Source organism: Xanthomonas cassavae CFBP 4642, from assembly GCF_000454545.1.
Lineage (GTDB): Bacteria > Pseudomonadota > Gammaproteobacteria > Xanthomonadales > Xanthomonadaceae > Xanthomonas > Xanthomonas cassavae.
In genome coordinates this window covers 2,242,779-2,266,530 of record NZ_CM002139.1, presented here as the reverse complement: position 1 = coordinate 2,266,530, position 23,752 = coordinate 2,242,779, and the positions used below count along the sequence as shown (strand labels likewise).

General features: G+C 66.7%; 22 protein-coding genes and 1 pseudogene. 6 read left to right on the top strand and 17 right to left on the bottom strand.

All coding sequences use genetic code 11. The annotated features are described in order from the left end of the window. Positions 1 to 259: 259 nt before the first annotated feature. The 4 genes from XCSCFBP4642_RS0110150 (at position 260) to XCSCFBP4642_RS0110135 (ending at position 3,426) form a co-directional block, all read left to right on the top strand. Positions 260 to 913 (top strand): methylthioribulose 1-phosphate dehydratase, encoded by a 654-nt coding sequence (locus tag XCSCFBP4642_RS0110150; RefSeq protein ID WP_029219686.1) that lies wholly within the window; start codon positions 260 to 262, stop codon positions 911 to 913. Positions 914 to 947: 34 nt separating this feature from the next. Next, positions 948 to 1,514, top strand: a complete 567-nt coding sequence (locus tag XCSCFBP4642_RS0110145) for a 1,2-dihydroxy-3-keto-5-methylthiopentene dioxygenase (protein WP_029219685.1) — start codon at positions 948 to 950, stop codon at positions 1,512 to 1,514. A 2-nt stretch (positions 1,515 to 1,516) separates the two neighbouring features. Beyond that, positions 1,517 to 2,215: an acireductone synthase gene (mtnC, locus tag XCSCFBP4642_RS0110140; protein ID WP_029219684.1), complete on the top strand. Its 699-nt coding sequence runs from the start codon at positions 1,517 to 1,519 to the stop codon at positions 2,213 to 2,215. A gap of 143 nt (positions 2,216 to 2,358) precedes the next feature. Continuing rightward, the gene (locus XCSCFBP4642_RS0110135) at positions 2,359 to 3,426 is read left to right on the top strand and encodes a C13 family peptidase (protein ID WP_425480189.1); all 1,068 of its coding nucleotides are present in this window, start codon (positions 2,359 to 2,361) and stop codon (positions 3,424 to 3,426) included. Positions 3,427 to 3,597: 171 nt separating this feature from the next. Here XCSCFBP4642_RS0110135 and XCSCFBP4642_RS0110130 read toward each other — a convergent pair whose 3' ends face one another. The 11 genes from XCSCFBP4642_RS0110130 to hisS all read right to left on the bottom strand — a co-directional run bounded on the left by XCSCFBP4642_RS0110130 (position 3,598) and on the right by hisS (position 14,805). Next, positions 3,598 to 5,184 (bottom strand): calcineurin-like phosphoesterase C-terminal domain-containing protein, encoded by a 1,587-nt coding sequence (locus XCSCFBP4642_RS0110130; protein ID WP_029219682.1) that lies wholly within the window; start codon positions 5,182 to 5,184, stop codon positions 3,598 to 3,600. Between the two features lie 168 nt (positions 5,185 to 5,352). Then, positions 5,353 to 5,973, bottom strand: a complete 621-nt coding sequence (gene hisIE / locus XCSCFBP4642_RS0110125; protein ID WP_029219681.1) for a bifunctional phosphoribosyl-AMP cyclohydrolase/phosphoribosyl-ATP diphosphatase HisIE — start codon at positions 5,971 to 5,973, stop codon at positions 5,353 to 5,355. Then, positions 5,963 to 6,739 carry an imidazole glycerol phosphate synthase subunit HisF gene (gene hisF / locus XCSCFBP4642_RS0110120; protein WP_029219680.1) on the bottom strand — a complete coding sequence of 259 codons (777 nt, stop codon included), beginning with the start codon at positions 6,737 to 6,739 and terminating at the stop codon, positions 5,963 to 5,965. Before hisF ends, hisIE begins: the two co-directional genes overlap by 11 nt. After that, entirely contained in the window at positions 6,733 to 7,467 is a 735-nt protein-coding gene (gene hisA / locus XCSCFBP4642_RS0110115; protein WP_029219679.1) for a 1-(5-phosphoribosyl)-5-[(5-phosphoribosylamino)methylideneamino]imidazole-4-carboxamide isomerase, read from the bottom strand. The genes hisF and hisA overlap by 7 nt, the downstream gene beginning before the upstream one ends. After that, complete coding sequence (gene hisH / locus XCSCFBP4642_RS0110110) at positions 7,464 to 8,066, bottom strand: imidazole glycerol phosphate synthase subunit HisH (RefSeq protein WP_029219678.1); 603 nt, start codon at positions 8,064 to 8,066, stop codon at positions 7,464 to 7,466. Before hisH ends, hisA begins: the two co-directional genes overlap by 4 nt. Next, positions 8,063 to 9,190 carry a bifunctional histidinol-phosphatase/imidazoleglycerol-phosphate dehydratase HisB gene (gene hisB / locus XCSCFBP4642_RS0110105; protein WP_029219677.1) on the bottom strand — a complete coding sequence of 376 codons (1,128 nt, stop codon included), beginning with the start codon at positions 9,188 to 9,190 and terminating at the stop codon, positions 8,063 to 8,065. Before hisB ends, hisH begins: the two co-directional genes overlap by 4 nt. After that, a complete protein-coding gene (gene hisC, locus XCSCFBP4642_RS0110100; protein WP_029219676.1) occupies positions 9,187 to 10,278 on the bottom strand; it encodes a histidinol-phosphate transaminase in 1,092 nt (363 codons plus the stop codon). Before hisC ends, hisB begins: the two co-directional genes overlap by 4 nt. Beyond that, on the bottom strand, positions 10,275 to 11,570 hold the full coding sequence (hisD, locus tag XCSCFBP4642_RS0110095; protein WP_029219675.1) for a histidinol dehydrogenase: 1,296 nt from the start codon (positions 11,568 to 11,570) through the stop codon (positions 10,275 to 10,277). Before hisD ends, hisC begins: the two co-directional genes overlap by 4 nt. Continuing rightward, positions 11,567 to 12,481 (bottom strand): ATP phosphoribosyltransferase, encoded by a 915-nt coding sequence (hisG, locus tag XCSCFBP4642_RS0110090; RefSeq protein WP_029219674.1) that lies wholly within the window; start codon positions 12,479 to 12,481, stop codon positions 11,567 to 11,569. Before hisG ends, hisD begins: the two co-directional genes overlap by 4 nt. Before the next feature lie 9 nt (positions 12,482 to 12,490). Next, complete coding sequence (locus XCSCFBP4642_RS0110085) at positions 12,491 to 12,817, bottom strand: YerC/YecD family TrpR-related protein (RefSeq protein WP_029219673.1); 327 nt, start codon at positions 12,815 to 12,817, stop codon at positions 12,491 to 12,493. Positions 12,818 to 13,368: 551 nt separating this feature from the next. After that, positions 13,369 to 14,805: a histidine--tRNA ligase gene (gene hisS, locus XCSCFBP4642_RS0110080; RefSeq protein ID WP_029219672.1), complete on the bottom strand. Its 1,437-nt coding sequence runs from the start codon at positions 14,803 to 14,805 to the stop codon at positions 13,369 to 13,371. A 249-nt stretch (positions 14,806 to 15,054) separates the two neighbouring features. On the opposite strand from hisS, the gene XCSCFBP4642_RS0110075 reads away from it, so the two are divergent. Continuing rightward, a complete protein-coding gene (locus tag XCSCFBP4642_RS0110075) occupies positions 15,055 to 15,678 on the top strand; it encodes a helix-turn-helix domain-containing protein (protein WP_200859743.1) in 624 nt (207 codons plus the stop codon). Positions 15,679 to 15,842: 164 nt separating this feature from the next. On the opposite strand, the gene XCSCFBP4642_RS0110070 is transcribed toward XCSCFBP4642_RS0110075, so the two are convergent. Then, a complete protein-coding gene (locus XCSCFBP4642_RS0110070; RefSeq protein WP_029219670.1) occupies positions 15,843 to 16,583 on the bottom strand; it encodes a murein L,D-transpeptidase catalytic domain family protein in 741 nt (246 codons plus the stop codon). Between the two features lie 100 nt (positions 16,584 to 16,683). Then, positions 16,684 to 17,991, bottom strand: coding sequence for a threonine synthase (gene thrC / locus XCSCFBP4642_RS0110065; RefSeq protein WP_029219669.1), 1,308 nt, complete (start codon positions 17,989 to 17,991; stop codon positions 16,684 to 16,686). A 146-nt stretch (positions 17,992 to 18,137) separates the two neighbouring features. On the opposite strand from thrC, the gene XCSCFBP4642_RS0110060 reads away from it, so the two are divergent. Then, complete coding sequence (locus tag XCSCFBP4642_RS0110060; RefSeq protein WP_029219668.1) at positions 18,138 to 18,452, top strand: EthD family reductase; 315 nt, start codon at positions 18,138 to 18,140, stop codon at positions 18,450 to 18,452. A 74-nt stretch (positions 18,453 to 18,526) separates the two neighbouring features. On the opposite strand, the gene XCSCFBP4642_RS0110055 is transcribed toward XCSCFBP4642_RS0110060, so the two are convergent. The 4 genes and pseudogenes from XCSCFBP4642_RS0110055 to XCSCFBP4642_RS26880 all read right to left on the bottom strand — a co-directional run bounded on the left by XCSCFBP4642_RS0110055 (position 18,527) and on the right by XCSCFBP4642_RS26880 (position 23,403). After that, positions 18,527 to 19,477, bottom strand: coding sequence for a homoserine kinase (locus XCSCFBP4642_RS0110055; RefSeq protein ID WP_033899075.1), 951 nt, complete (start codon positions 19,475 to 19,477; stop codon positions 18,527 to 18,529). A gap of 29 nt (positions 19,478 to 19,506) precedes the next feature. After that, entirely contained in the window at positions 19,507 to 22,014 is a 2,508-nt protein-coding gene (thrA, locus tag XCSCFBP4642_RS0110050; RefSeq protein ID WP_029219666.1) for a bifunctional aspartate kinase/homoserine dehydrogenase I, read from the bottom strand. Between the two features lie 684 nt (positions 22,015 to 22,698). After that, positions 22,699 to 22,980: pseudogene (locus XCSCFBP4642_RS24540) on the bottom strand (TspO/MBR family protein); the annotation flags it as partial. A gap of 165 nt (positions 22,981 to 23,145) precedes the next feature. Further along, positions 23,146 to 23,403: a TspO/MBR family protein gene (locus XCSCFBP4642_RS26880; RefSeq protein ID WP_425480176.1), complete on the bottom strand. Its 258-nt coding sequence runs from the start codon at positions 23,401 to 23,403 to the stop codon at positions 23,146 to 23,148. Positions 23,404 to 23,752 lie beyond the last annotated feature (349 nt).

Below are 23,752 nucleotides of genomic sequence, written 5' to 3'. Positions count from 1 at the left end.
GGATGCCGCCACCGCGCCCTCAGGGATGGGTTCACGGCGTGTCCCGCGAGCGGTGAGGGCGCCGAGCCCCCCGACCGACTCAGCGTTTGACCTAGGCTTCCAACTGCATCCAACCAAAGGCGGCTGACCAAACCACTGCGCTCACTGCCAGACGCGCGCGCTTTCCATCCCCGTCGGCCGCTCTAGGTCCGGCCGTGGCTGCAGGACACCCTGCTGCGCTGCACCTGACCGTAATCCAGCGGGGCAGTAGAATAGGTCCATGAATGCGACCACTGCCCCCCTGCCCTATAGCGCCGCCCGTCTGCACGAGTTGGCGCAGTTGCTGATCGGCAATATCCACGAGCTGGCCCAGGCCGGTTGGACGCCCGCCACCAGCAGCAATTTTTCCCATCGCCTGGACGAACAGCACGCTGCGATCACCGTGTCCGGACGCGACAAGGGCCGTCTGGTCGAAGAAGACATCATGGTGGTGGACTTCGATGGCCTGGCCGTCGGCCGCCCGCTGCGCCCGTCTGCCGAAACCTTGCTGCACACCCAGCTGTATCGCCGGTTTCCGGAGATCGGTTGCGTGCTGCATACCCACTCTCCGGTGCAGACGATTGCTTCCCGCCTGTATGCAGGCAGCGGCGTGATCCGCCTGGAAGGCTACGAACTGCTCAAGGCCCTCGAAGGCAATACCACCCACGAAACCGCAGTGGACGTACCGGTGTTCGCCAACACCCAGGACATGCAGGTGCTCGCCGCGCAAGTGGAGGCCTTGCTGGACAAACGGAGCATGTGGGGGTATCTCATCGAAGGACACGGCCTGTACGCCTGGGGCCGCAACATGGCCGAGGCACGCCGCCATCTGGAGGCATTCGAATTCCTGCTGCACTGCGAACTCGAACTGCTGAAATTGCGCGGCCCGCGCTGAGTTCTGCCCGTCCCCCTTCGTGAGCCAGACCGCCATGAGCCGACTGCGTATCTTTGCCGACACCAACCCCGCCACGCCGGACTTCGACAGCCGCGACGGCGATGCCATCGCCAGCGAACTGAAGAAGATCGGCGTGACCTTCGAGCGCTGGCACGCCAGCCAGCCGGTCGAACCCGGCGCCACGCCCGAGCAGGTGATGGACGCCTACCGCGCCGACATCGACCGCATCAGCGCCGAGCGCGGCTTCAAGACCGTGGACGTGGTCAGCATCGCGCCGGACAACCCCAAGCGCGAGGAAATGCGCGCCAAATTTCTGGACGAGCACTTCCACAAGGAAGACGAAGTACGGTTCTTCGTCGCTGGCTCGGGCCTGTTCACGCTGCACGTGGACGCCAAGGTCTATGAGATCGAATGCGTCAAGGACGATCTGATTGCCGTGCCCGACAGCACCCTGCACTGGTTCGATATGGGGCCGGAGCCGCACTTCGTGGCGATCCGTTTCTTCACCGAGCCCGATGGCTGGGTCGGCCACTTCACCGGCACCGAAATCGCCAAACAATTCCCCCGCTACGCCCCCGAGAAACCTCACAAGGCCAGCTGACGATGACACGACCGCAAGCGATCCTCACCGATATCGAAGGTACGACCAGCAGCATCTCGTTCGTCAAGGACGTGCTGTTTCCGTATGCACGTCGTGCCATGCCCGCCTATGTGCGCGAGCACGGCAATCACCCGCAGGTGCGTCACTGGCTCAACCAGGTGGCCGACGAGATCGGCGAGGACGTGCCGGACGAGGTGTTGATCACCACGCTGCAGACCTGGATCGACGAGGACCGCAAGCACACCGCGCTCAAGGCCTTGCAAGGGCTGATCTGGGGCGATGGTTACAAGACCGCCGATTTCACCGCGCACATCTATGCCGATGCGGCAATCCAGCTGCAGGCCTGGCATGCGCAGGGCATTCCGCTGTACGTGTATTCGTCCGGCTCGGTGCCGGCGCAGAAGCTGTTCTTCGCCCATAGCGATGCCGGCGACCTGAGCGGGCTGGTCAGCGACTGGTTCGATACCGAAGTCGGCTCCAAGCGCGAGAGCGCCAGCTACCGCCGCATCGCCGAGCGCATCGGCGTACCTGCCACCGAGATCCTGTTCCTGTCGGACGTGATCGAGGAACTGGATGCGGCCAAGCGTACCGGCATGCGGACCGCCCTGCTGGATCGCCGCGAGGACTACCCCACGCCGCGTTCTGCAGAAGACATTGGCAGCCACCAGCGCGTGGAAAGTTTTTCGCAGCTGGTGTTCTGAACCGGCGCAGTGAAGACACCCGGTAGCCGCACGGCGGCCGGGTGTGCTTCCAAGCGCAGCATCTCGGTCTTGTTGCTACGCGTTTTCGAGAGGCTTCGGCGTTGTTCTCATTGCGTTCCCCCTGGTTGCCCGCAGCGAGCACGATCCGGCGGGTGCCGGCACTGCTGGCTCTGGTCGTTCTGCTGGGTGGTTGTCATCCCAATGCCGGCGCAGCCTTGCCGGCACCGGCCGCACAACAAACCGCCGAGGCCGACCCGGTGGATCAGGCCGCACTGACCAAGGCGCTGTCTGCGTTGCAACCGCAGCGCCCTGGTGTGACCGATCTCTACGTGGTCGGCTTTGCCGGCGATGCCAGCGACGATGTATTCCGCAACGAAACGCTCTACCTCAAACAGTTGTTCGAGCAACGCTTGGATGCGCGCGGCCACGTGGTCACCCTGGTCAACAATCCCGACAATCTGGGCGAGCAACCGTACGCGCCGCTGGCGACCTACGACAATCTCTACGACACGCTCGCTGCGGTCGGCAGGCGCATGGATCGCAAGGACGACGCGCTGTTGTTGTTCGTCACCACCCACGGCACCGAAGACCACACCCTGTATGTGCAGGTGAACCAGGACGAGGAAGACGTCATCAGCCCGCAGGATCTGCGCCAGGCCTTGGACGATGCCGGCATCGGCAACCGCATCATCGTGCTGTCAGCGTGCTATTCGGGCGGCTTCATTCCGGCGCTGCGTTCGCCGGACACGTTGATCCTCACCGCCGCGCGCGCGGATCGGCCCTCGTTCGGCTGCGGCAACACCTCCAATGCAACCTACTTCGGCCAGGCCTGGCTGATCGATGCGATGAATCGAACCGACGACCCGTTGGCGGCATTCGTCATGGCCAAAGCGGCCATCACCGCACGCGAGAAACAGGAGGGCGAGCTCCCTTCATTGCCGCAGCAATCGCTCGGCGCACGCATCGCGCCAGTGCTGGCCCGTTGGCGCGCAGGGCTGAAGCCGGGGCCGGCAGTGGCCTATCCGTACCCGCCGGTGAATCGTGCACCGGATGCCGGCAGTGACACGGACGCCGGCGTCGAGGCTGCACCGCAGAGCGGCGGCGGCAACTCGTCCCGTGCCATCGAACGCGCCACCGACAGGACTGCTGCGCCTGCAACGACATCGTCCGCCACCCGTTCACCGAACGCGCCGGAACCCTCGGCACGCTGAGACTAATTCTCATTTCGTCAGCGCTTGCGCAGCCTCGCTACACTCGCCCGGCCAGCCAGCCCACGCCAGCCAGCATCGATCCCCGCCAGCGCGCCATCGCCTGCCAGCCCGGATTCCGAAAGCGCCTCCCTCGTGGAGGCGTTTGTGTTTCTGGCAGCAGCTGCGCCTGGCTCAGGGCTCGGCGTGCTGCAGGCGATACACCGTGCGTGCACTGTACTCACCGGTCGGCAGGCGCGCGCGCACCTCGACCGTATGCTCCCCCACGTCCAGCGTGGTCGGCAGTGCGCCGCGCCACAGGTGGGTGGAAGGGGTAGCCTCGGGCGAGCGGTCGTAACCGCGCAGCGCCCCGGCGGCATCGTCGCGCGCATTCTCGGCCAACACGCGTGGGTCGGCGCGCTCTTGCCGCTTCATCGGCTGCCAGGGACCATCGTCGATGCGCATGTCCACCGCGGTATCGTCCTGGCCCATCAATACATTGGCGTAGATGCCCCAGGCCGGATACGCGCCCTGCCGCAAGACCTTGGGCGCATGCAGCAACAACTGCGCATCGTCGGCCGCGCGCGCGGCGTGATAGGCCAGCGTGTAGTTGCCGCTGGGCGCCACCTTCAGCACCGCGTAGCCGTTGGGCGTGCCGTCGCTCATGGTCGTATCGGGAATGCCGTCGGCATCCTTCACGCCCGACCAGAACGCACCGCAGGCAGCGCCCACGTTGTACTCGTGCAGCGGCTGCGCACCGGCCCAGCCCTCGTCGGCGCCGTGTTCAACCTGCCGTTGCGTGTGGCTGTGCGCGCTCAGCACCAGCACATGCGGAAACTCCTTGAGCAAGGCGAACAGCCGGCGACGATCCGCATGCCTGAAGGTCTCCTGCCCGGGTGCGGCATCGAACAGCGGGATGTGCATGCCCAGCACCACCAGCCGCTCGCGCGGTAGCTGCGCCAGATACGCCTGCAAGAATGCAAACTGCTGTTCGCGCAGGCCGCCCACATAGGCTGGTTTGCCACCGGGGGTGTAGATCACATCGTCCAGGAACACGAAGCTGGCATTGGCCTCTTCCACCGCATAGGTATCCGGGCCGTAGATCGCGCGCCAGCTGTCGAGCGACTGCACATCGTCGTGCGCATCGAAGTTGAGATCGTGGTTGCCCGGCACATGGAACCACGGCACGCCCAGCTGGGTGGTGACCTTGTTCAGGGCCGGATACAGACTCAGATCGTCGCTGACGATGTCGCCCAGGGTGGTGCCCAGCCTGGCGGTGGTCTTGCCAACGATCGGCGCCACGATGTCGCGCTGGTAGTAGCCAACGTCGGCAAGGCTGGCGGTCTGGCTGTCGGCAAACACCAGCATCTGGAAGCCATCGACTGCGGCACCGGCGCGCGGGGTCAGTGCGAAATCCCAGTTGCGCGTGTTGCGGCCGGTTGCGGCGATACCACCATATTTGTGCTTGGCGGACCCGTTCGGTGCGTAGTGGCGCCAGAACCCGGGCAAGCCGTCGGCAGCGGGTACAAAGCGGCGGTCGCCCGGCTTGATCACGAACACTGTTTGCCCATCGCGTACCGGTAGACGGTAGCGGCCCTGCGCATCGGTACGCACGATCTGCTCGCCATTGGAGACCGCTACATCGGCAACGCCCGGCTCATCGGCACTGCGACCGGGGCGCCCGTCGCGCTCTTCGTAGACGATGCCATCGACGGTGGCCGCGCGCGCGTAGGCGCTTGCTGCGAGCAAGCCCAGAGCCAACAAAGCGAAGCGAGGTTGCATGCGTTTTCCCGCGGAAAGATCAGCGGAAATTGTACCCGTCGTGGCACGGCGCACGATGCGGGTACGAAGGTGGGAAGACGCAACGGCACATCTGTAGGAGCGCACCCGGGCGCGATGGGCGTTACCCATGACGCCTGTCGCGCCCGGGTGCGCTCCTACGCGACCACCTCAGTTGTGCCGCGATTCCAGCAGCGCTACCGCATCGCCCAGCCCCAGGCCGCGCGCGCGCAGCAGCACGATCAGGTGGTACAACAGGTCGGCCGACTCGCCAAGCAACTCGGCATCGCCCTGCACCACGCCAGCCAGCGCGGTTTCCACGCCCTCCTCGCCCACCTTCTGCGCGATGCGGCGAATACCCTGCTCGAACAGTGTGGTGGTGTAGCTGCCGTGCGGGCGCTCCTGCTCGCGCGTGGCGATCAGGGCATCCAGGCTGCCCAGGAACTGGCCAGGCGCGCTCGGGAAACAACTTGTGCGGCCCAGGTGGCAGGTGGGCCCGTGCGGGCGCGCCAGCACCAGCAGCGTATCGGCGTCGCAGTCGGCTTCGATGGAAACCACGCGCAGCACGTTGCCCGAGCTCTCGCCCTTGGTCCACAGGCGCTGCTTGCTGCGGCTGAAGAAGGTCACCTCGCCGCGCTGCTGCGTGACAGCCAGGGCATCGGCATTCATGTAGCCCAGCATCAACACGCGCAGGTTGTCGGCGTCCTGCACGACCACCGGCAGCAGGCCGGCGCCCTTGCTCCAGTCCAGCGCTTGCAGTACGTCGTCGGTTGTCACGGTGTCACTGCCCATCACGTACCTCGATCTGTTGCGCGCGCAGGAACTGCTTGAGCTCGGGAATCGGAATCGCGCCACTATGGAACACGCTGGCGGCCAGCGCGCCATCCACGTCGGCCTGGTCGAAGACATCGGCAAAGTGCTGCATCTCGCCGGCGCCGCCGGACGCGATCAACGGCACCTGGCACAGCGCACGCACCTGACGCAGTTGCGCGATGTCGTAACCGCGCCGCACGCCATCGTTGTCCATGCAATTGAGCACGATCTCGCCGGCACCCAGGCGTTGCGCTTCGGCCACCCAGTCCAGCGTGCGCATCGGCAACGCCTGGGTCTTGCTGGGGTCGCCAGTGTAGCGGCGTACCCGCCACTGGCCGTCCTCCTCGCGAATGGAATCGATGCCGACCACCACGCACTGCACGCCGAAGGCATCGGCCAGTTCGCAGATCAGTTGCGGGCGGCCCAGCGCCGGGGAATTGATGGAAATCTTGTCGGCACCGGCATGCAGCACCGCACGCGCGGTGTCGACATCCCGAATGCCGCCGGCCACGCAGAACGGGATATCGATCAGCCGCGCCACCCGCTCCACCCAGGTGTAATCGACCGAACGCCCTTCCGGACTGGCGCCGATGTCGTAGAACACCAGCTCATCGGCGCCTTGCGCGCGGTAACGCAGCGCCAGCTCCACTATGTCGCCCATGTCGATGTGGTCGCGGAACTTGACGCCCTTGACCACGCGTCCATCGCGCACGTCCAGGCACGGAATGATGCGCCGGCTCAGCATGCCACTGCCTCGTTGAGATTCAGGTGGCCTTCCAGCAACGCCTTGCCCAGCACGATGCCGGCGCAGCCGGAGGCCTTGGCCGCACCCACATCGGCAAGATTGCGCGCACCGCCGGAGACCTGTACCTGCAACTGCGGCGCAAGCGCACGCAGACGCGCGTACAACGCCATGTTCGGCCCGGACAGCATGCCGTCGCGCGCGATGTCGGTACACAGCAGGTGCTGCAGGCCGGCCTGCGCGTAACGCACCGCCAGTTGATCCAGGGTGGCCTCGGCCGCCTCGGTCCAGCCATGCACCGGCAATTGCCACACACCGGCGGCATCCTGGCGCGTGTCCAGCGCAATGGTCAGCCGCTGGGCGCCAAATTCCTGCAACCAGGCGATCACGGTGTCGGCCTCGCGCACCGCCAATGAGCCGATCACCACGCGCGCCGCACCTGCGTCGAGGATGCGCGCCACGTCGTCGCGCAAACGCACGCCGCCGCCGGTCTGCACCTGCAAGCCGGTCTGCCGGGTGATCTGGCCGAGCAGCGTGGCCAGCGTGTAGCCGCCGGCCTTGGCCGCATCCAGATCGACCAGATGCATCCACTGCGCGCCGGCGTCGGCGAAGGCCTGCGCACGCGGCAGCACATCGTCGCCGTAGCGGGTTTCGCGGGCGTAATCGCCCTGCAGCAGGCGCACCACGCGGCCATCACGGATATCCAGCGCGGGGTAGACAGTAAAACTCATGGAAAGCTCATCTCGAGAAAATTGCGCAGGATGCGTGCACCGGTGTCTGCCGAACGCTCGGGATGGAACTGCGCGCCGCAGCGCAGCCCCTGTTGCACCACGGCAGTGAACAGACCGCCGTGATCGCAGGCGGCCAGGGTGTCGGCGGTCACCGGCGCCGCGTAGCCATGCACGAAATACGCACTGGCGCGCTCCGGCAGGCCGGCCAGCAGCGCGGACTCGCGCAGCGGCAACAGCTGATTCCAGCCCATGTGCGGCACGCGGATGCCCAGCGCCGGCGTCATGTGGCGCACGATGCCCGACAGCAGCCCAAGGCAGTCGACATCACCTTCTTCGGAGTGTTCGAACAGCAACTGCATGCCTAGGCAGATGCCGATCACCGGCACCTGCAGCTGCTGCAATGGTTCGACCAGGCCTTGCGCACGCAGGCGCGACATTGCCTCCGGCGCCGCACCGACGCCCGGCAGGATCACCCGCTGCGCGCCTTGCAACCCCGCTGCATCGCGCACCACCTGTGCCTCCACGCCCAGCCGCTCCAGCGCATAACGCACCGAGCCCAGATTGGCGCCGCCGGCATCGATCAGCGCAACGGCGGTCATAACGCGCCCTTGGTGGACGGCAAGGCGGTGCCTTCGCGGCGGATCGCCTGGCGCAGCGCACGCGCCAGCGTCTTGAAGCAGGCTTCCACCTTGTGGTGGTCGTTGTCGCCACGCACGCTCAGATGCAGGTTCAATCCGGACGCATCGCAGATCGAGCGAAAGAAATGCGGCACCAGTTCGGTGGGCATGTCGCCGACCCGCTCGCGCTTGAAGTCGCCTTCGAACACGAAGTACGGCCGGCCACTGAAATCGAGTGCGGCGCTGGCGATGGTTTCGTCCATCGGCAGGGTGAAGCCATGGTGTGCGCCCTCGCCTGCAGCCAGCCATGGACTTTCCGGCGGATCGAAGCCATATCGGCCAATGCCGCGCTTGTTGCCCAGCGCCTCGCGCAGCGCCTGACCCAGCGCCAGGCCGGTGTCTTCGATGGTGTGGTGCTCATCGATGTGCAGATCACCGTCGGCACGGATGTCCAGCGCAAACCCACCGTGCTTGCCGATCTGTTCCAGCATGTGATCGAAGAATGGCAGGCCGGTGGCGGTATGCGGCTCGGCCACGCGATCCAGGTCCAGCTCGACGCGAATCCTGGTTTCTTTGGTCGTGCGCTGGACCAGCGCACGACGCGGCGCATCGGCCAGCTCGTGCGCAATGCCGGGCCAGTCCCACTCGCCACCGAATTCGGCAGTGCGCAGCTGGAAACCGCGGATGTTGAGGTTCTGCGCGAACTGGATGTCGGTGACACGGTCGCCCACCATTGCCGAGCGCGCCCAGTCGATGTTGCGGTCCTGCAGGTACGGTACCATCAGGCCGACGCCCGGCTTGCGCGTGGGTGCATTGTCGGCCGGCCAGCTGCAGTCGATCAACACTTCGCGAAAGTCGATGCCCTGGCTGGCGAAGATCTGCAGCATCAGGTTATTGGGGCCGTCGAAGGCGGCGCGCGGATAGCTCTCGTTGCCCAGCCCATCCTGATTGCTGACGATGACGAATTGGTAGCCGGCATCGCGCAGCTTGAGCATCGCCGGGATGACGTTGTCGACCAAGCGCAGCTTTTCATACGCGTCGATCTGGTAATCGGCCGGCTCGGTGATCAGCGTGCCATCGCGGTCGACGAAAAGAATCGGGGTCATGCCGCAGCCTCCTGCTCGCGCCGCAGCGCACCGAGCACACGCTCGTTCTGTTCGACCGTGCCCAGGGTGATGCGCAATGCATCCGAGAGGCGCGGCACCGCGCGTTGGTCGCGCACCACCACCCCGGCCTCCAGCAGCGCCTGGAACGCGGCTTCTGCGTCGTCGAAGCGCACCAGCAGGAAATTGCCCTGCGATGCATAGACCCGGCGCACGCCGGGCAGTTGCGCCAGGGCGAGACGAACGCGCTCGCGCTCGCTGCGCACTTCGGCAATGCGCCGGCGGGTGACCTCCAGTGCCGGCGCGGATAGCGCCTGCACGGCCATCGCCGCGCACGGCGTGGGAACCGGGTACGGTGCCTGGCAGCGGCGCAGCAGCGCGATCAATTCTGAATTGGCAATCAGGCTGCCGATGCGCGCGGCCGCCAGCGCGTGCGCCTTGGACAAGGTGCGCAGCACGGCCAGGTTGTCGTAGCGCTCCAGCAGGCCGACCGCCGATGGCATATCGGAAAATTCGCCATAGGCTTCATCGACCACCACCAGCGCCTTGCCTTGCAGTGCCTGCAGTGCGATTTCCACATCCTGCAGCGCGATCGCCGAACCGGCCGGGTTGGACGGCGAACACAGGAACACCAGCTTGGCCTTCGTCGCCAGCGCGGCTTCCACGATGGCCGGAAGATCGGCATGAAAGCCGTCGCTGCCATCGACCAGTGGCACCTCGACCAGTGGTGCGTTCTGCAGCCGCGCGCACACTGCATACATGCCGAACACCGGCGGGGTGACCACCACCGCATCGCGCGCGGGCACGCACAAGCCACGCACCAGCAGATCGATCGCTTCGTCGCTGCCGCGGCCGATCAGCAACTGCTCCGGCGCGCAGCCATACAGTGCCGCCAAGGCGTTGCGCAGCGCATCGGGTTGCGGATCGGGATAGCGGCGCGTGCTGCCTTGCGAGTCGGCAGGATTGCCCCAGGCCGACTCATTGGCGTTGAGCCAGACATCGCCCTGCAAGGCGCTGGTACGTGCCGACGAATAGCCGGCAAACGCACGCAAGTCCTCGCGTACCAGTTCAAGAATCGAGGATGTGCTCATGCTGCCACTCCCATTCGTAACGCCACCGCATTGGCATGCGCGTCCAGGCCTTCGGCACGCGCCATGATCAACGCACATTCGCCGATGCCGTCGATACCGGCCTTGCTGGCCGCCTGCACGCTCAGCATGTTCTGGAAACTGGCCACGCTCACTCCGCTATACGCGCGCGCCGCGCCGCTGGTCGGCAACACGTGGTTGGTGCCGCTGCAATAATCGCCCAGTGCTTCGGGTGTGTAGTCGCCCAAAAACACCGAGCCGGCCGCCTCGACCTGGCCCAGCCATGCACGTGGCTCGCGCAGCGCAAGAATCAGATGTTCCGGTGCATAACGGTTACTGATGGCAAACGCCTCGTCCAACGACTGCACCTTGATCAGCCGCGACTGCGCCAACGCCTGGCGGGCGATATCGGCACGCGAGAGCTGCGCCAGTTGCGCATCCAACTCAACTTGCACGGCGGCAATCAACGTATCGCTACCGGACAGCAGCAACACCTGCGAATCGGGGCCGTGCTCTGCCTGCGATAAAAGGTCGGCGGCCACGAACGCCGGTTGCGCACCGGCGTCGGCAATCACCAGCACCTCCGACGGACCGGCCGGCATGTCGATCGCCGCCGCACCCGACTGCGCCACTTGCTGCTTGGCTTCGGTCACATAGCTATTGCCCGGCCCGAACAACTTGTCGCAGCTCGGCACAGATTCGGTGCCATAGGCCATCGCCGCGATCGCCTGCGCACCGCCAAGCTTGAACACGCGGCGCACGCCGGTCAGTTGCGCGGCCACCAGCACCGCCGGGTCCACGCTGCCATCCTTGCGCGGCGGCGTACACAGCGCCACTTCGCGGCAACCGGCCAGACGCGCCGGCACGCCGAGCATCAACGCAGTCGAGGGCAACGGTGCGCTACCGGCCGGCACATACAGGCCCACTCGACCGATCGGCCGCACGATCTTTTCGCAGACCACACCAGGCGCGGTTTCCACCGCATAGCCGTCGCTCATGCCGGCGCGGTGGAAGGTGTCGATGCGCGCAACGGCGTCCTGCATCGCCTGGCGCAGCTCCGGCGCCACCGCGGCGTCGGCGGCGGCAAATTCGGCCGCGCTCACTGCAAAGTGGTCCAGCGACACGCCATCGAACCGTGCGGTGATCTCGCGCAGCGCCGCATCGCCACGGGCGCGCACATCCGCGATCAATGCCGCCACCGCATCGTGGGTCTGAGTGGCCACGGTCTGCGCGGGACGCGTCAGCGCAGCGGCGCGTGCAGCGCGATCGAGTTGGGACCAATCGAGAATGTTCATGCCAGCGAGCGCTCCACCGTCAACACCATCAAGCCTTGCGCACCTGCGCGTTCGAGTTCTTCCAAGCGTTGCCAGGTCACCGCGCCATGGCACATGGTCTGCAGGCGCAGCGCGCCGTTGCCGTCGTCGGGCAGCTGCACCAACGGCTCGGCATCGGGCAGCAGGCGGCGCAGCGCGTCCACGTTGCCATGTTCGGCGCGGAACATCAGCAGCTTGCTGTCGCGCAGCTTGAGCACGCCATCCATGCGCCGCAGCAGCATCGCCAGCAACGCCGCGCGTGCATCGGCCGGCTCGCGCACCGCGCCGGCCAGCACGGCTTCGCTTTCCATCACCAGCTCCGCCGGCTTGAGCTGGTTGGCGGCCAGGGTGGCACCGCTGGAGACCAGGTCGCAGATCAGATCGGCGGTGCCCAGCCGCGGTGCGATTTCCACCGAACCGGACAGCTCCACCACCGCCGCTTCAATCCCCTGCCGCTCCAGCCAGTCGGCCAGGATCGCCGGGTAGCTGGTGGCGATGCGCTTGCCCGCCAGTTGCGCCACGCCCTGCCAGTCCCATTCTTCCGGCACGGCCAGCATCAGCCGGCACTGGCCGAAACCGACCCCGCGCACGGCGTGATATGCGGCCGGCAAGCCAGCGCGACGACGCGCCGATGCCTGCTCGTCCAGCTCGTTCTGACCCACGATCCCCAAGTCGCAGACGCCATCGGCGATCAGGCCCGGGATGTCATCGTCGCGCACCAGCAGCAGGTCCACCGGCAGCGATTCGCCGTAGCAGAACAATTTGTCGCGGCTCTGCCGCCAGCTCAGCCCGCAGGCGGCCAGCAGGCTGCGCGCCGGCTCGGCCAGGCGGCCGTTTTTCTGGATGGCGATACGCAACCGGTCACGTGCCGGCGCTGCCGTGGAAGCACTCATCGTGTTCTCTCAGTGGGATTCGACAGGGCGCGCGGCTTGCTCGCGCAGGGCCGCGGCATAACCGCCGGCGCCATGTTCCAGGGTGCGCGCAACGCGCCCGATGGTGGTGACACTGACCTGGGTCAGCTCGTGGATCTCGCGGTACGGCACGCCCTTGATCAACAGCGGCACCACCCGCCAGCGGTCGGCCATGGCCTCCAGCTCGGCAGGCGTGCACAGATCGCGCAGGAAGGCCTCGACCGAGCCAGGCGCATGCAGGCAGGCCAAGGCCTCGGACAGCATCTGCAGCGAAGCGGCAACATCGGTGGATTCGCGGGGGGCAGGTCGGTGTTTCATTGCGTTAATGTAATAGCGTGTTAGTACATTAACGCAAGCGGTGGCGCTTGTCACCTGCTGGGGCGGTGACGTCAGGACAGCTCGGTTGGCCTGTAGCCATGCGGCTTTGCGCTCGCCTGCTCTCGCCTTGCTGCACGGAGAACCGGACAAGCGACCCTTTCCCCGCCTGCGGGGGAAGGTACCCGAAGGGAGGATGGGGGGCGAGGTTTCGTGCAGCACCGTCTACCGCTTCAAATGCGGGTTGCTCGCCCTACCACCCGCAACTAAGCAATACCGGCCGGGTGACGTGTTGCGTGCCGCTTCTCAGCTGAGCTACAGGAAAGCCCCGAAGCCGCCCTCATCCGGCGCTGCGCGCCACCTTCTCCCGTTGACGGGAGAAGGAAGCAAAACAAGGCGTCTCGGGCGCGCAGGACACCCGCCGCCCTTCCCCCGCGTGCGGGGGAAGGTGCCCGGAGGGCGGATGGGGGCGAGACCTCGCGCAACACCACCCACCGCTTCACAGGCTGAAGTTCGTGCGCCGGTAATCGAAAACCAGCAACGACCACCTCGCCTTACGGCATCACCTTGGCCTGCTCCAGTTCTACCTGCAGCGTACTGGCCAGCTCGTCGCGCGCCACCTCGAACTGCTGTTCGCGCACCAGGTCCTTCACCGCCACCACGCCGCGTGCCAGCTCGTCGTCGCCGGCCAGCACCACAAAGCGGATGCCGGCGCGAGCGGCGTACTGGAACTGCTTGCCGACCTTCTTCGGCTCCATCTGCACCTCGGTGTTGATGCCACCGATGCGCAGCCGACGCGCGATATCCAGCGCGTCGTCCAGGCGCGTTTCGTCCATCAGCGCCACCATCGCCTGCACGCTGCTCTCGGCGATGCCCTGGATCAGGCCGGCCTCGCGCAGCTGCCAGAACAGCCGGGTCAGGCCGATCGAAATGCCCACGCCGGGCAGCCTGGACTTGGTGTAGTGGCTGGCCAGGTTTTCGTAACGGCCGCCCGAGCAGATCGAGCCGATCTGCGGGTGATCGGTGAGCGTGGTCTCGTAGACGGTGCCGGTGTAGTAGTCCAGTCCGCGCGCGATCGAGAAATTCAGGCAGTACGCCGTCTCCGGCACGCCCAGCGCCCTGACCAGCTCCAGCACGTGGCGCAAGTCGTCCGCGCCAGCATGCAGATCTGCGTTGCCACCGCTGCGCGACTGCACCTCGTTGACCACCCATTCGATCTTGTCCAGCGCATCGGCATGGGAAACCGAACGGATTTTGGCGAAATCCAGGATGCGCTGCACGGCGTCCTCGGCCAGGCCAAAGTCCGGCCCCACCAAGGTAGCGCGTACATCCTCGGCGCTGCGCTTGTCGAGCTTGTCGACCTCGCGCAGCACCAGGGCCTGTTGCTCGGCATCGACCACACCCTGCGCGTGGAAGAAGCCACGCAGCAACTTTCGGTTGTTCAACTGCACCTTGAAGTCGCCGATGCCCAGCTCGGCGAACACCGCGTGGATCACCGCCAGCACTTCGGCGTCGTAGCGGATGCTCAGCGCATCCTTGCCGATCACGTCGATGTCGCACTGATAGAACTCGCGGAAGCGCCCGCGCTGCGCGCGCTCGCCGCGGTAGACGCGCTGCATCTGGTAACGACGGAACGGGAAGCTGAGGTCGTGTTCGTGCTCGGCCACGTAACGCGCCAGCGGCACGGTCAGGTCGAAGCGCAGCGCGAGCTCTGGAAGGGAATGCCCCGGCAGGCCGCCGCTCTCGGCACCGTCGACCGCCGCCGCTGCATTGGCCAACGCACCGGTGGACTGCACGAAATACACCTGGCGCTCGGTCTCGCCGCCGGACTTGGTCAGCAGCACATCGGACAGCTCGAACACCGGGGTTTCGACCGGCAGGAACCCGAACCGCTCGTAATTGCGGCGGATGACGTCCAGCATGCGCTGGAACGCGATCTGCTCGCGTGGCAGCAATTCCATGATGCCGGGCGGCGTACGGGGCTTGATCACGAGCGAAACTCCTGCAGGACGACGGGGGGCGAGCCGGTAATTCTACCGGCTGGGCGGCCGTGCTGACCGCATGGCGTATCATGCGGGCGCGTTCCAGGCAGTGCGTGACCCATGTACCGGCAGCTTTCAGACCCCAGCGTGACCTGCCCGGCGCCCAGCGCGGCAGCCGGCGTGGATGCGCGCAATTCCGATTGCGCACTGTGCGCGGTCCGCGGCCGGGCGATCTGCGCGGCGCTGTCGCCAGTGGAAATGGACGCGCTCGACCAAGCCACCAGCGGCTCGGTCCATGCGCCCGGCAGCACCCTGGTCCGGGCCGGCGAGCCACGCCACCACGTCTATACCGTCACCTCCGGCGCCTTGCGCCTGGTGCGCACGCTGGCCGACGGCCGCCGCCAGATCACCGGTTTCGTGCTGCCCGGCGACTACGTGGGGCTGACCGAGACCCCGCAGCACCGGCACGATATCGAAGCCATCGTCGAAACCCGCGTGTGCCGCACGCCGATGGCGCAGATGCGCCAGCTGCGCGAGCGCTACCCGTATCTGGAACGCAAGCTGCTGCAGCGCGCCAGCATGGAGCTGGCCGCCGCCCAGGACACCGGCCTGCTGCTGGCGCGCCTGCAACCCAGCGAGCGCCTGGCGCATTTCCTGCTGCGGTTGGCCGCACGCTCCACCCAGCTCGGCAGCAGTGGCGACACCGTGGCGCTGCCGATGAGCCGCAGCGACATCGCCGACCATCTGGGCCTGACCATGGAAACGGTGAGCCGCACCTTCACCAAGCTCAGGCAGCAGCAGCTGATCGCGCTGCCGCAGCTGCACCTGGTACAGATCCTCGACTACGCCGCATTGCGCAGCCTGGCCGGCGAAACGGTCTGAAATCCGGCCGGGCCGCACCTCGCTGCCGCGCGAAAGGTGCGGTGGATGACGGCGGGCAACGGTGGTCCACACCTGCGCCGAACAGCGCCCTGCCTCTCGGCCTGACCCCACACACCTGCCGATGCGACAACGCGGGCAACCGCGTGCCGCCGCAACCACGCGCGTCAGCGTCCCCCGACCGCCGCCACCGCCGCGCCGCAGCCGCCGTGCAACAACTGCGACTGCCGCAGCCATGCGCGATCCGGGTAGTAGGCGAACACGAACGCACCGTCGCGCAAGGTATCGATCAGTTGTTTGGCCACCGCCGGACGCACCGCCGGGCAGCCCAGGCTGCGGCCCAGCCGGCCCTGGCTGCGGATGATGGCCTCGCTCACGTAGGGCGCGCCGTGGATGACGATGGCGCGGTCGCGCGCATGGTCGTTGAAGCCCGGCTCCAGGCCCTTGAGGCGCAACGAATAGCCGTTCTGCCCGGTGTAGGACTCCTGCGCGGTGAAGGCGCCCAGGCTGGACTGGAAGCTGCCATCGGTGTTGGAAAAGGTCGCGGCCAGGTTTTGACCGGTATTGCGCCCGTGCGCCACCCACTCCTTGAACAGCAAGCGCTGACGCGCCAGATCGAACACCCAGAGCCGGCGCTCGGTGGACGGCCGGCTGTAGTCGATCACGCTGAGCACGCGCTCATCGCCCACCTGCTGCCGCTGCCGCGCGCAGTGCAAGGCCTCGGTCGCCAGCGCCAGCACCTGGCGATCCAGCGCCGGGGCCTGGCGCGCCAGCGCGTCGATCAGTCCCGCACGCGGCGCGCCCAGCGGCGATACCGGGGACACGGTCATGGCATCGGCCGCCAGGACCGCTCCGGCCGTTGCCCACCCGCAGAGGGCGGCGGCAACGGCAATCACTCGATAAGACATGCAGCAACCCACATCAACGCGGCGCCACGTCGGGGCCGCACCGGTCTAGGATTGCCCCAAGCGCGTCACTTTCCAACCCCGGGCGGCTGAACGCGTTCGGTCAGGCGGCGTCGGCAAGCAGCCGCTGCCGCAGCGCGGCGTACTCCGGCGCCAGTGCCTCGGCATGTGCCGGGCGCTGCAGCAGCGCCGCCAATGCAGGCGGAACGTCCACCGGCGCGCCGATCAGCGGCTCCACCACCGCTTCGAACTTGGCCGGGTGCGCGGTGGCGGCCACCGCCCAATCGCCGGTCACGCCTTCCGGCCCTTCTGCGCGCAGCTGTTCCAGCACATGCACCGCGGTGGCGGTGTGCGGGCAGTGCACCTCGCCATAGCGCGCATGGCGCTGCGCGATGGTGTGACTGATCGCCGCATCGTCTACCGACAAGGCGCGGAAGGCCTCGCGCAGCGCCGCGTCGTCGCCCTGGTACAACCAGCGCAGACGTTCGAAGTTGCTCGGCGCGCCGACGTCCATGGCGTTGGCCAACGTCGCCACGCTGGGCTGCGGTGCGTAGTCGTCGCCGGCAAAGTAGTCCGGCAGCACGTGATTGGCGTTGGAGGCCAGCGCGATGCTGCCCAGCGGCACGCCCAGCGCACGCGCCAGGATCGCCGCCAGCCCGTTGCCCAGGTTGCCGGTGGGCACCACCAGGTTCAGCGCGCTGCCAAATGCGGCGTGATGCTGCAGGGCCGCGTGCGCGTAGTAGCTCATCTGCGGGAGCAGCCGCCCCAGGCTGATGCTGTTGGCCGAACTCAGCGGCAGCTGCGCCTGCAGCGGCGCATCGTTGAGGGCCTGCTTGACCATCGCCTGGCAGTCGTCGAACGAACCGGCCACGCGCAGGGCCTGGATGTTGTCGCCGAAACAGCCCAGCTGATGCGCCTGCCGCGGCGACACGCGGCCGTCCGGATACAGCACCACCACGCGCAGGCCGGGTTGGCGATGGAAGGCGGCGGCCACCGCGGCACCGGTATCGCCGGAGGTGGCGACCAGGATGGTGAGCGGGCGGTCTTCGGCCCGGCGCAGGCGGGTCAGGCAGGCGGCCAGAAAGCGCGCACCGAAATCCTTGAACGCAGCGGTCGGCCCGTGAAACAGCTCCAGCGCGTAGTCGCCGGGCGTGGCCAGCGGCACCAGCGGCGCCGGGAAATCGAAGGCTTCGGCGCAGATGGCCGGCAACTCGGCGGCCAGCGCATCGCCGTCGAAGAACGGCTGCAGCAACGTGGTGGCGGTGGCGGCCAAGGTGGTGCCGGGCATCAGCGTGCGTGCCGGTGGCAGGTTCTGCGGTACGTAGAGCCCGCCATCGGGCGCCAGGCCGGCGGCAATCGCCTGGCTCAGGCTTGCGGCAGGCGCGCTGCCACGGGTGGAGAGAAAGTTCATGGTGACGACTCCAGACAAGACGAAGACAGGGCGTTGCCCGTGGATGAGAGGGCCGAACACTGCGGCATGGCCGCGCCGCGTTGCGGCGGCGCCCGGCAAGGGCGGCGCGGCGCTATGCTGCGCGCACCTTCCAGTGGAGCCGGCAGATGATCAAGGTCAGCGTGATGTATCCGTACCGCGAAGGCGCCCGCTTCGACCATGCCGACTACCGCGACGCGCACATGCCGCTGGTGAGCGCGCGGATGGGTGCGACCTGCCTGCGCTATACGGTGGACAAGGGCATCAGCGGCGGCGAGCCGGGCAGCCCCCCGGCCTTCATCGGCATGTGCCATATCTTCTGCGAGTCGGTGGAGGCATTCGGTGCCAGCTTCGGGCCGCACGCCGAGGAGATTCTCGCCGATATCGCCAACTACACCGATCTTGCGCCGGTGATGCAGATCAGCGAGGTGGTAGTCGGTTAAACGTTGCGTTGCAAGCCGCACGGCCTGGATGCCGTGAGCGGGCGATCGGTCGACACCGACATGCGCGCGATGGCTCATGCGAGCAACCGCGCGGCCGGGCTGGCGATCGGGGACACCCAGTGCTGGCTATCCAGGCCAACGTCTGCGAAGGCGGCCTTCACCGATGCGGCGGCAGCGTCGGCGGCCGCGCGCGATGCGAACCAGGCGAACACACTGGGGCCGGCGCCGGAGATGCTGGCGCCCAAGGCACCGTGATCCAGCGCGGCCTGCTTGGCAGCGGCAAAGCCGGCGATCAAGGGCGCGCGGCGTGGTTCGATCAGCACATCGCGCAGGCCCGCGCGCACCAGACCGGCATCGCCGGCATGGCAACCGGCCAGCACCAAGGCCAGATTGGTGCTCTGCGCCACGAACTCGCGCAGCTGATAGTCGCCAGCCAAGGCTTCGCGCGCGCGGCGCGTTTCCAGCACCGCATCCGGATGCACCAGCAGACTGTGCCACGCCGCCGGCACGCTGATCGGCACCAGACGCTCCAGCGTGCACAACACCAGGCCACCTAAAAACAACGGGCCAAGATTGTCGCCGTGGCGGCTGCCGCTAGCCACCGCCTCGCCATCGAGTGCGTGCTGATACAGCTGCTCGTTACTCAGCGGCGCATGCAGCAGCGCGTTGGCGGCAACCAACGCCGCCACGCATGACGCTGCAGAGCCGCCCATGCCCGAACTCAAGGCGATGCCTTTGTCGATGTCGATTTCAAAGCCGAACGGCAGCGACAACGCCGCGCGCAACGACATCAAAGCCGCACCCGCAGTGTTGCGTTCGGCATCCAGCGGCAAGGCCACCGTGGTGCCGCGGATGGCGGCGATGCGCACCACGGGCGCATCGATGCGCCGCACCGTGACGGTGTCGCCGACGCCGTCGATGGAATAGCCGAGCAGATCGAATCCCACCGCCACATTCGCCACCGAGGCCGGTGCGAAGGCGCGCGCCTGGCCAAGCTCGCGCGCAGCAATCGCCACCTGTTGCATCTCCGCGGACTGGTCTGCAACCACCTGATTCACAACCGCGCCCCCTCGCCCGCCGCCACGCGCAACAGATCGGCAAACACGCCGGCCGCGGTGACTTCCGGCCCGGCACCCGGGCCCTGCACCACCAGCGGGTTTTCGCAATAGCGGCGCGTGGTGAACTGCACCACGTTGTCGGTGAGGCGCAGATTGGCGAAGGCGTGATCTGCCGGCAGTTCCACCAGGCCCACGCTGGGCGCGCGGTCCGGCGGCAGCTGCGCCACGTAGCGCAGCACATTGCCGCGCGCACGCGCATCGCTCAGGCGCTGCGCGAACACCGCATCCACTTCGGGCAGCCGCGCCATGAAGTCGTCCACGCTGGCCTGGCGCAGCGCTTCCGGCACCAGGCTTTCCACCTGCACGTCTTCCAGGCTGATGGCGCGGCCGGCTTCGCGCGCCAGGATCACCAGCTTGCGCGCCACGTCCACACCGGACAGATCGTCGCGCGGGTCCGGCTCGGTGTAGCCCATGCCACGCGCCTGCGTCACCAACTCGGCGAACGGCACGCTGCCGTCGTATTTGTTGAACAGCCACGCCAACGTGCCGGAGAAGATGCCTTCGATCGAGGTCACTGCATCGCCGGTATCGACCAGATCGCGCAGCGTGGTGATCACCGGCAGGCCGGCGCCCACGGTGGCTTCGTAGCGGAAGCGCGCGCCACTGGCATCGGCGGCGGCACGAATCGCTTCGAAGCGCTCGAGCGGGCCCGAACCGGCCTGTTTGTTCGGCGTCACCACATGGATGCCTGCGGCCAGCCAGCCGGCATAGCGGTCGGCCACCTCGGCACTGCCGCTGCAATCGATGATCACCGTATGCGGCAGATGCGCGGATAACAGGTGCGTGGTGAACCGTTCCAGATCGGTTGCGGTGGCGGCGGCGGCGAACGCATCGCGCCAGTCGCCGACCAGGCCGCGCTCATCCAGCAGCATGCGACCGCGCGAGACCACTGCGCGCAAGCGCAGATCCAGATTGGCCTTGCCCAGCAATTGCGGTTGTGCAATGCGTAACTGGTCCAGCAGCGCAGCGCCCACATTGCCCGGGCCGATCACGCCCACCGAGAATGTCTGCGGCGACAGCCAGAAGCCGGCGTGCGCCGCGCGCAGGGCCTTGGTCGCGTGTGCGGCATCGATGGCTACCGAGATATTGCGCTCGGACGAGCCCTGCGCAATGGCCAGGATATTGACCTGCGCGCGCCCCAGCGATTCAAACAAACGCGCCGCCACGCCGGGCTGGCCGGCCATACCATCGCCCACCGCCGCCAGCACGCTGATGCCGGTGGTCAGCTGCACCCGCTGCACCTGGCCAACCGTGAGCTCATGTGCAAACGCCTGCAGCAAGGCGTTGCGAGCACGCTCGGACTCATGCTGCTTGACCACGCAACAGATCGAATGCTCCGACGACCCCTGCGAGATCATCACCACCGACACCTGCGCCGTACGCAGCGCCGCGAACACGCGCTCGGCCGTGCCCGGCACGCCGATCAGGCCGGTGCCTTCCAGATTGAGCACCGCCAGATCCGGGCTCAGGGTCAGGCCCTTGATCGGCCCGCTCACCGCACTGCTGGCAGTGATGCGCGTGCCCGGATGCTCGGGCTGAAAGGTGTTGCGGATGATGATCGGAAGCCCACGCTCGATCGCCGGCGACATCGTCTGCGGGTGCACCACCTTGGCGCCGAAGTACGCCAGCTCGCAAGCCTCGTCGTAGCTCAATGTTTCCAGCTGCACCGCTTCGGGCACCACCCGCGGGTCGGCCGACAGCACGCCATCCACATCGGTCCAGATATGCAGCTCATCGGCATTGAACAGCGCCGCGAAGATCGCACCGGAATAGTCGCTGCCGTTGCGCCCGAGCGTGGTGATGCGATCGGCGCGGTCGCGCGCCACAAAGCCGGTCACCACCACGCGCGTCTGGGGATGCGCCTGGCGCCAGGTGGCCAGCCGCTGCGCGCTCACCTCCCAGTCCACATCCACGCCCAGCTCCCCGCGGTTGACCACCAGCACATCGCGCGCGTCCAGCACCGCGCAGTCTTCGCCGATGGCGCGAAAGTGATCGCCCAGCAACTGCGCCGAATACACCTCGCCCAGGCCTTGCACGCGGTCGAGCACCTCGCGCGGCAATTCGCCGATCACCGCCAATGCACCAAGGATCTGCGACAGGTGTTCGAAACGTTCGTCCAGCCATTCCACCGTCGGCCCGGAATGCTCACCGAGCAAGGCTACAGCCGCACCGCGATGGCGCGCGCGGGTTTCGTGCCAGCGCTCGCGCCATTCGGGGCGATCCTGCGCCGCAAGTTCGGCCAGCGCGATCAGCGCGTCGGTCACTCCCTTCATTGCCGAGACCACGGTGACCTGCACCGTCTCGTCGCGCGCAAGCAGCAGCTGCGCGACATGCCGATAGCGTTCGGCATCGGCCACCGACGTGCCGCCGAATTTGTGCACCACGGTGCGCAGGGAGGACGCCGCGACGGCGGCAGGGTCGAGCGAAACAGCAGGCGATGACATCGACAGACCTCGTTAGGGAGGCCCCGTCCGCATCAGGTGAGAGGGAAGCCCCCGCATCCTGATCCGGGTGCGGGGCCGTTGTTTTCGGAAGTTACGCGAAGACGACGGACCGCACCGGGCGAATGGTGACGGTGGTAATGGTGGTGGTAATACCGGCCACGCCCGTCCCTGCCCACAACAGCGGCTGGCAGAGAAGCGAAACGGTGGCGGAGGCGTTATCCATGCCTGCAAAAGACATCAGCGGGACGAGGCCTGTCAAGCGTTGCGTGAATAGGCAGGCGCACCCGCGCGACGCCGGCAACAGAAAACCTTGCCGCTCAGGGATTTAGGCTCCGCGTCCGCAAGTAATTGATTACTATGGAAACTTTTATGGCGGCCTCGGCGGACCGCCGTGCGCAGCTTTGCAACACCTGTCAGCACCATGCGGCGGAACGGCTCAACTCGCATCGCTAGCGCCCACACGCGGTTGGCGCCTATCTACGCGTGTGCACCTGTCCGCGCAGCGCGGAAGCGGAAGGCGGCTAAGAGGCCGTGATTCCCTCCGAACACCCTGCCCACCTTTGGCGCTGCCGACATGCCGCTTCCCAAACGAATTCTCATCGCGCCGCTCAGATGGTCGTCGTCCTGCGTTCCGAACCAGCAGACAGGGCAGATCCTGCAAACCATCTGCGTAACAACCCAGGATCAGCCGAGCACCTGAGGATTGAGTTGCCAGACCGAGAAATTAAGCGCCGCCGCAAAGCTCACCCATGCCAGATACGGCACCAGCACCCACGCCGCCAGCGCTTGCCTCTTCGCGAACGCCGCGATCATGGCCGCCAGTACCAGCCACAACGCCACGATGTCGGCAAACGCCCAGGCTCCCAGGTGCCATGCGAAGAACAGCCAGCTCCACAGACCATTGAGTGCCAGCTGCACCACGAACAGAGCCAGTGCCACCCGCGCCCCAGTCCAGCCGCCGCGGCGCCGACGTCCCCCCAAGTTTGAGTAGCGCCTTAGTTTGGAGTCCAATTCCCTACCCCGAGGAGATTGGACGTGAAGAAGCGTTTTTCCGAAGAACAGATCATTGGCTTCCTNGCCGACGGCCTATGCCCAGCACCTGGCCAACAGCGATATCATCAACCCCGGACTCTAAACCCGACTGCTACTCAGGATGGGGGGACGTCGGCGCCACACCAACCAGACTGACATCGCCATCATTCCGTACAGCACGGTCCACACCGGCCCGAATAGCCAGCCCGGCGGCGCCCAGACGGGACGCTGTAGCTCAGCGTAAAAGCTGGCCGCCTGGATCGATGCCGCCGCGCCCAGCCCGGCGATTGCATAGCAAAGCGCCAGCCAGCCGAGAAGGCCGAACCATTGCGATTTTTTTGACAGACGGTGCGTCATGAGAGTTGTGGCGAGTTATCAACGCTCGCCAGGTTGCCAGAGCATCTGTGCAAGCCGTGACTACGCACACAAGCGAGCTTGCGCTCAGCTAGTGCCGTATCGACTCCTGCCGTCGTGTCCAATTTCCTGGGGTAGGGGCTTGGACTACAATCTGAGGTGATACTCAAAATTGGGGGAACGTCGCGCCCGCTCCAATGCATCCGCGATAGCGCACATAGACATTCCGGTCTCACATAAGGGCACCTCGAATAACCATGCCGGAGCCGATGTAGCGCGTGCATGGAGGTGACGATGCTTTCGAAACATCAGCACTCTGACATGGTTGGCCAAGCTCTCAGCTCGCCGACGC